4 protein-coding genes are annotated in these 8,226 nt (G+C 43.3%); 2 read left to right on the top strand and 2 right to left on the bottom strand.

Translation table 11 applies throughout. The features are described from left to right. Positions 1-2: 2 nt before the first annotated feature. A complete protein-coding gene (locus tag OEX01_03875; GenBank protein ID MDH5448126.1) occupies positions 3-1,172 on the bottom strand; it encodes a right-handed parallel beta-helix repeat-containing protein in 1,170 nt (389 codons plus the stop codon). 700 nt (positions 1,173-1,872) lie between these two features. On the opposite strand from OEX01_03875, the gene OEX01_03870 reads away from it, so the two are divergent. Continuing rightward, positions 1,873-2,652 carry a hypothetical protein gene (locus OEX01_03870; protein MDH5448125.1) on the top strand — a complete coding sequence of 260 codons (780 nt, stop codon included), beginning with the start codon at positions 1,873-1,875 and terminating at the stop codon, positions 2,650-2,652. A gap of 16 nt (positions 2,653-2,668) precedes the next feature. Here the strand turns inward: OEX01_03870 and OEX01_03865 are convergent, their stop codons facing one another. Then, positions 2,669-4,729, bottom strand: a complete 2,061-nt coding sequence (locus tag OEX01_03865) for a PKD domain-containing protein (protein MDH5448124.1) — start codon at positions 4,727-4,729, stop codon at positions 2,669-2,671. Between the two features lie 397 nt (positions 4,730-5,126). On the opposite strand from OEX01_03865, the gene OEX01_03860 reads away from it, so the two are divergent. Beyond that, the gene (locus OEX01_03860) at positions 5,127-8,165 is read left to right on the top strand and encodes a cohesin domain-containing protein (protein ID MDH5448123.1); all 3,039 of its coding nucleotides are present in this window, start codon (positions 5,127-5,129) and stop codon (positions 8,163-8,165) included. Positions 8,166-8,226 lie beyond the last annotated feature (61 nt).

The raw sequence follows: 8,226 nt of genomic DNA, 5'->3' as shown, positions 1-8,226 counted from the left end.
CATTAAGGGTAACTGTCGTTGGTGTTTTCATTGATAATATATGCTGTATCACCGATTCCATTCTCGATCTTATCTGACCCATTATAACTGCTCCAATAGTTCCCTTCGATACCATTGTTCCAAGAATTTTGTGATTCAATACTGATTGGTTGCTGTGTGGTGTTGGTTATGGTGTTGATAAAGTTGTTGTGATAAATGAGGTTATTATCAGATGTTGCGAGACGGAGGCTAATGCCGTTATCTACTAAATAATTATTTGAGAAAACATTGGTTCTAGAAGTTACAAGCCAGACTCCATAATCTTTGTTCGAGGAAATATTGTTTCCTGAAAATGTACTATCTAGCGAGGTACCAACGGAAAAACCTCGACTGTTATTCAAAACACTGTTTCCGAAGAACTTGTTGCTGGTCGAAGCGCTTACGTAAAACCCATGATAGTTGTCAACAACTCTATTATTTGAAAACACATTTCCGGTGCAAGCTAATAAATAAGCCCCGTATCTGGTGTGTGAGGACACATTGTTTTCTGAGAAAACGTTGTTTGTCGAATAGTAAAGCTTGATTCCGTCTTGGTGGTTATCCAAAAAATTATTTTTGGAAAAAACGTTATTAGTGGTATAGAGAGAACCGAACCCATAACTGTTATTTAGAACGGTATTATTCAAAACAGAGTTTTCGCTTGAATATGAGAGATAAATTCCATATTCGTTGTCCTTTATGATGTTGTCAATTATTTTATGGCCACTTGAGTGATCTGCATACACACCACCGTATATAAGAATCGATCCGCTGTTTTCTATAGTGAAGCCTCTTATTTCCACGTTATCTGCGGTTACATAAATCACGTTTCCGATACCTGCTCCATCAATAATCGTGTTGGATTTGTTTTCTCCTACAAGTGAAATAGTCTTGTTCACTACAACATTTTCTCGGTATGTCCCAATTCCTACGTAGAGAGTGTCCCCAGATTTCGATTCATCAATGGCTTCTTGTATTGCTTCATAACTCTTGCCTGTTCTTAGATTGTGAACTCGTGGGTTTTCTTGCCCAGATGTTTTTAGGGGCAATACACTGATTGCGAGTAACATAATTAACAAAACAGAAAAGAATAGACCCAGAACTTCTTTTGATTTCATTGCAACTGTACCATCAATGTTTAAGCATATTATCACTAGGAAAACTGCTTCTTAAGTTCTTACAAAACTTTGCGGTCATTTTGCGCTCTTTGTGAATGTTATCAAAGCAAATATATATGAAAGTAAGAAGGGTTGTGTAGTTTAGTTTATGTTTCCAGACACGTTAAAAGTTAAATACACGGAAGATTCAAATTAATTTGAACTGAGGATTTCTCTTGAAAAGATTGCAGAACTTTAAGGAGTCCTTAGCCGAAGTTCTATTCATCATTAAGGCTTGTTTAACTACTCTCTGGTTCTGGGTTCCAGTGCTATACGCAGTTTATTTTTTCTTTCAAATGTGGATATTTCTTGTGCATCCAATAACAATTTTTATTCTACCTCTAATCCTTTCTGTATATGCTGTTTGGCTCGATGAAAGGAGGAAAAACTATAAGGTCAGATTTAGTGAGATAAAATATTTGTCAGCTTCCCACCCACTTGGCGCGGGACCCGAAATGAAACCTTTCAAGGCAGAAGTTGAAAGCATGGTTAAAGAATATGAAAAGTTATTGCAAAAGAAACCAAGAAAACAGAAAGACTCCTAATTTTTGTTCGGCAATTTCAGAAAGGTTATAAAATAACTTTTTTGTTTTGTCATAGGATATACTATAAACTAGAGGTTTAGGACTTGCGAACAATCTTATGTTTCATAATTGTGGCGACTATATTCGTTGAAACGTCGTATTGTTCCATATGTTTGAGCGTTCCCCGGGAAGGAGATTGGGCAGTATACTCAGTTGATACGTGGTACACTACTAACGCAACAGAAGAGGATGTCGAATGGCTTATCGAAGATTTTAGAAACATCAACGATACAAAATGGACGCTCCGAGTTGAAGAATTTCATTTTCCTCAAATCAAGTTTTCAATTGAGAAGGCATTTAGTGATGAAACAACATTGACTGAAAACCACGAAGGTAGTATTATAACTGGATATAAAGAATTGGGCATGTGGATAATTCAGAGTAGCCTCAACGATGATGATGCGATATATGAAGGAGATGAGTCAGCAAATATACCTATTATATCTTCGAGCACAGAGTACCCGTTTGCGAATACAACAAGAGATGTGGTATACGCATCCTTTACCAAACATGAACCTGTAGGCGAGTATTACATCCCCATTTATATTGGAGCCTTTTGGGATAGAGAAACCGGAATCCTTTGCGGCATGATATCAACAGCTACATTCGAAGAAGTCCCTTTTCTCCCAGACGTGTATCTTTACATAAAAACCGACATTGAAATTGTTGAGACGACATTGTGGACCGAATCAAAGTCGGAGCCTGCAGACTTTACTTGGCTTATTGCCAGTACAATTGTAATTCTTCTTTTAATTTCGGTTGCAGCCGTGTTCATCCTAAATCAGAAGAAAGTCAAAAAGCGTAAAACCAGAAAACGCACACGCAAGTCTGTGAAGGCTTTTCCGCGTGCGCCAATTCAAACTTGGGATAATTTGTATATGAATAGATTTTAGAAAAAGGAGGTAGCAGCTAAGCTGCTGCCGGTGATTGTTGTCGTCGACGGTAGAATATAACCAAAGCTGCTATAATAACGATGACCACTACTATTATGACCACAATGTATTCAATAGGTATGCCCTCTCCGCCGCCACCGTCTTCAGCTAATTCAATAGGTATTTCCAAATCCAACCTGTAATCTGAAGTTAAGGTTCTTCTTGTTTCGTATGTATAGCCAAAGTTGTCGGTTACTTTCAAAACTATTGTCCAATTGCCCAAATGTCTAAAGGTGTAGGATACACTGACTCCAGTGAGGTCGGATATAGGGGATCCTACATCAAGAATTTGGTCGGGAGACCATATTTCCCAAGCGTATCCTGTTATCTGACCTCCAGGTTCTCTATGAATGCTGCTTGAGGCATTTAACGTAACAGTTTCATTTACCACAGGTGTGTCGGGTGTGTAGATTATCTCTAGTTGAGGAGTTTCAATGACACGTAGAAAGTCTTGAAGAATATTGTTTTCTGTTACATTTTCGATGGCAACGGTAACTTTCGCGGTTATGTTGTAATACCCGCGTTCTAAGATTTCCTCCCAAGTCCACGTTAAAGTTTTTACAGCGCCAGATGTCAATGTTTCGCTTAATATCCATTGTTTCAATGCAGTACCATTAATGTACAGAGTCACGTTGAAAGCTTCTTCTGGAACAGTTCCGAGGTTCTTAACTGTTGTTGTGATTTCTGCTTTTTCTCCCAGAATGATTGGAAGCGGAAATGTTAGTACTCCATGTGAGGCGCGGAAACTTAGTGTTTCAATGGTTAGATCGTATATCAAATCTTCTGTGATATGCACTGGTTTTGAAGTAATGGTGTTGTCAGTTTCGTCGTCGTATGGGACTCCTGTTACATTGACTTGCACCTTGTAGTATGCTTCTGGGTTTGGCAGTGTTGTGGTGTTCCAAGCGAAGGAGTGCGGCACTTCAGAGCCTGGAAGACCGCTTGGAGCGATAGTCATGTTGTATGGGTTGCCGTCCACGGTGGTTGTGTTGATTAGTGCCCAGTCTGTGGATGAAATGTTGCAATAAGCTGTCAGGGTAAAGTTCTCCGGAACAATTCCGTAGTTCTTGATTGTGACATTAACGTAGATGGTTGTGTTAATAAGAGTATGATATGTCGAGAGTGAAATCCTAGTTAGTCCTATGTTTCTAAATTGGACGACGGTGAGGGGAGGGTCAGCTATCGTTTTGCTGCTGTTTATGCCAGTGTTGTCCTCGACGATGAGCGAAACGTAGTAGATTTCTTTGTCTTTTGTATGGTTGAAGTTGTGGTTGATCACAGGGTTAGGTGTTGCTGCCGTGTTTCCGTCGTCAAAGTCCCAGAAGTAATTTACAATGGGGCCTTCTGGGTCGGAGCTTTCAGAGGCGTTGAAGGTCACTGGTTCGTTAACGACGCCCACGGTGGGCGACCAGCTGAAACGGGCGGTTGGAGTTCCAGCAGACTCGAAATAGCCATCGTATCTTTCGTGGTTAATTGGATTTCCGGGCTTGTCGGAAAGTTCCTTTAAGGAGAGATTAGTGAATTCCAAGGCACAACCGCCACTTTTGATCACTTTGAATGTCATGTTGAATGCTGTTCCTGTGCCGTCGAACACTGGTGCTGGCTCCATAGACGCGTATGCTAGCCAATACATGGTTCCTTCCTCTGTGCCTGGCATGCTAGCTGTCGTGTCGACTTTGTCCATAACTAATATTCCTTCATGTAGGATGCCGCCGGGGAAGTCTTCCACTGGAACCATCGCCGTGTGGTTTACGTATTCTAGAATTGCGGGGTCCCATGCAAATTGGATGTCAACAGCGTAAAGATCCGTAACATTTGCAACAATGATGTTGATGGTAAAGTAGTCGTTAATTTGTCCAGTGTTGCTTTCTGGGCTGACGTATAGCACAGGAAGACCATCAGACAACGGTTGTAGGCTTGTTTGATCAGTGGATGCGTTTTGGGAAAACGCTAGTTTGGGTGTGGTCAGGATGCTTGATGTTAAGAAGAGAACTATTGCAATGCAGATTTTAAGTGTTTTCTGTGAATTCAACTTCATCACCGATATTTGGTTACTACTGTTTAGTTTACTGATTTAAGTTTTAGTTTTTAAGGCTATCTCTTTTTTACTTGAGGATTAACTTATGTGTGTAAGTGCGTCTTGAGTAGTTAGGCTATTGTGGGCTTAGAAAGGTGATTGTTTTAGTTTTTAGGCTTTGCAGAAATGAAACAGCTTGTATTGCATGCAAAAGAAAGGGGAAGTCTTACTGTTTGTTTCTTTATTTGGAATTGTGTGGTGTGTGAGGCTTAATGTTGGAAGTCTTGAATTTGTTAACTTGGCGTGTAATGGGTCTTTTTTGACCTCGTTGTAAGCAACTAGAACATTTCTCCAGAAACCTTTTTAATCTATGAAGTCTTTTTTCTTTATTGCTGAAAGAGAAAGGAGAAAGTACAATATGAACATTAAAGTAAAGAGACTAGTAGCTATACTTTTTGCTGCAATGCTTACCTTTAGCGCCTTAGCGATTGCGATACCGATGGCATACTCGCAAGTCGACCCATCAGTTTCAATCGAGCCTTCATATCTAGAGTTTGGACCTGCGCCTTGTGTAGGTACAGTGTTCACCATTGAATGCTGGATTAGAAACATTAACGACCCGATGCTTTACGGTCTTGACATACAAATCTCATGGGATCCTTACTATCTGGAATATCTAGACCACACAGCAACTATTCCAGTAGAAGATTTCCCCGGCGGCGTGCTACACAAACCAGGAATGTTCGTTACGGATAACGTAGATCCAATAGCGGGCACTTATGCGGTTGCATACGCGTGTATGGATCCAGCACTCGAATGGAGCGGCGATGGCACAGTCTTCAACATGACGTTCAGGATAAAATATCAACCATCAGTTCCTGAACCAGATGCTAACATCGATATAGCCTTTACATACACTGGCCTGTCTGACAAACCTGGTGATCCCCTTCCAACATGGGATGAATTCCCAGGACTCGTGGTGATCAAAACCAAGCCTTTCGAGTATCCGAATCTGCCCTACCTTAAGGTAGATCCGCCTGAAGTTTCAGGTTTGCCGATGGGCACCACTTTCGAAGTAAGCGTGTACATTATGGGAATCAACACGACCGACGATACAGAACACGATCTTGATCCGTTCTGGGATGTCGCTGGCTTTGACATAGTTATGAACTTTAAGCGTGCTAATCCTCCGCAGTTGCTTTTGGAAGCAGTTGATGTAGATATCGACCCTGACGGAGACTTTGGCAGTTTCTTCTATAGTTCGCCCCCAGTACTTGAGGTTGAAAAGTCAATCGACAACGTTGCTGGAACAGTGCATGTTGTCTTCCTTGGAGTTCCAGACGAAGTCTTAGGGCATGATGCGCCTTATGGTGTCTTCCGTGTGTTCAGTGTGACATTCAATGCACTTTACGAGTCAGACACGTACCCGCCACCGGCAGTTGAGCTAAAATTGAAGAATCCTCTCACCTTCACACATCGGGCAATGATTGACGCTGATTCAGGGCTAATCGACCTTGGTAGTCCTGTAAGCGAGCTGTGGACTATGGTTAACCCTGATGATTATGGTACAAATGTTGAGCTGACTTCTTGGGTAGACGTCGATGTTGATTATGAGCTAAGCGCAGGAGACAAAATTAGGCTAGACTATACAACTAGCGATTTCTGGCACGAATACGTGGTGGACGACCTTGCTGGCACCTTGAAGTTGACGCAGCTACCCTTCCAGCTCTCTCAGGAATTCACTGTTGTGGACGGTATACCTAGTGTATGGGACCCACCAGTCGTAGCTGACACGGGTACATACAACGACAAAGACGGCAACCCGTACTGGACAGGCAACATTTCAGTGGGCTTTGAAGTATCTTCTGTGAACTCTATCTATGTGACCCCGCCATTCAGCGCACCCTACTACTTGGTTGAAGGAACGGACTTCATCGTACACGCTGGCACTACCAATATAGAACTGCTTACACCTCTCGACGAGCAAGTAATCAACGAATACTACATTGCAGGCGTCACCGGAATGCCACCAGGATGGCCAGCCATTGCGCATATGGCAAGCGGATTCCAAAGCATCTGGGTAGACTTCGGCAACGGAACCGCGCGATGGGCGCGAAACCTTGGATTCGAAACAGGACCACCAAACGAGTACTGGTATGAGGGAGACTGGCCAAACGAAATTGAAGGCTGGTGGGCACTAGACTGGGGTTACCCAAGCCCAGAAGCATGGCCTGTAGGCACCGAATACTGGATAAACTACACCGTACCCGCAGAGATCGTAATCGACTATAACGCTGTACCCAACCCAACACCTTACGTTTTTGAGTATGACGGCACATACACAGACTTCCTAGCCTTAGGCGACCTAACCAACACCAACTGGAGCGAAGTTTACGAGTGGCCCTTCAGAACCCACAACTGCGTAGGCTGGTCAGACGAAGACACTAGCGGCGACCTTACGGTTGGCGACATCATCACAACTGCAGACAACTTCGGCATAACAGCACCATACCTAGTAGACCATGTGGGCACTGACGTCATAGTAGACCAAATAGGCGTGATATGTGACACGAACCCCGACGACCCGTTCTACGGAATTATACCGATAGTCGGCATCGCAGGGTTCCCACATCCTGAAAGAGGATGGTGTCCATGGCACTACAGCGACTCTGCAGTACCCCTCCCACACGTAGTAAAAGACGGAGTCTTCGAATCGTTCTTCAAGCCTCCAGGAGCATGGATTGACATCTTTACAGACTACCCAGCCCCATACGGAGGACAAGGTCCAAATGTGCCAAGCGACATGTACTGGCCGCAGAAAGGCTTCTACCTCTACGCCTACGTAACATACAACTTCTGGCCAGAGCAGAACAAGGACGTTGCCTTCGAAATAAAAGATCCACAACACAACGTTTGGGCTATAGAATACGCCAGAACAAACTCAACAGGCTACGCATGGGTATTCATAAGGCTACCTTGGCCATGTGACAACCCAGAATCCTACTTCGGAGAATGGACTATCGTCGGAACAGTTGACGTCGCTTGCCTCGTAGTTGAAGACATAATGCCCTTCAAGTACGACTACCTCGTAAACCTATGGGACGTTACAACTGACAAAGACACGTACGCTCACTGCGAAGACATTAAAGTAACAGTAGACTTCGGAAGTTACGCAATGCAGTACTACAACGTGTTAATAACCGTCACAATTGTAGACGAGACTGGAGTTCCATTCGCCTTCGCTTACGTTTGGGTTGTAATCGGAGGAGCAGAATACTGCACCTACAACAACGACCAAGTCATCCTCACTGTACACGTGGAGAAATTCGCTCGCGCTGGCGTAGCTAAGATACTCGTTGGAGCTCTAAGCGACTTCCCGCAAGAAGGCGGTTGTGCGCTTTGCGCACTGTTCGAACCTATACCAGAAGTCGGCATACTAGCTGAATGGGCGCCTTAAAAAGGCCCAACCAAATACTGACTCTCTCCCCCCTTTTTTATTTCACCGCAAAGACACATGA

The sequence above is a fragment of the Candidatus Bathyarchaeota archaeon genome (assembly GCA_029882535.1).
In the GTDB taxonomy this organism is placed as follows: domain Archaea; phylum Thermoproteota; class Bathyarchaeia; order Bathyarchaeales; family SOJC01; genus JAOUKM01.
Note: the sequence above shows the minus strand (reverse complement) of the source record. Positions and strands in the feature narration are given on the sequence as shown.

Excerpts from the sequence above, each read along its gene's own strand:
- OEX01_03865 (MDH5448124.1), bottom strand. The coding sequence starts at position 4,729 with ATGAAGTTGAATTCACAGAAAACACTTAAAATCTGCATTGCAATAGTT.
- OEX01_03860 (MDH5448123.1), top strand. The coding sequence starts at position 5,127 with ATGAACATTAAAGTAAAGAGACTAGTAGCTATACTTTTTGCTGCAATG.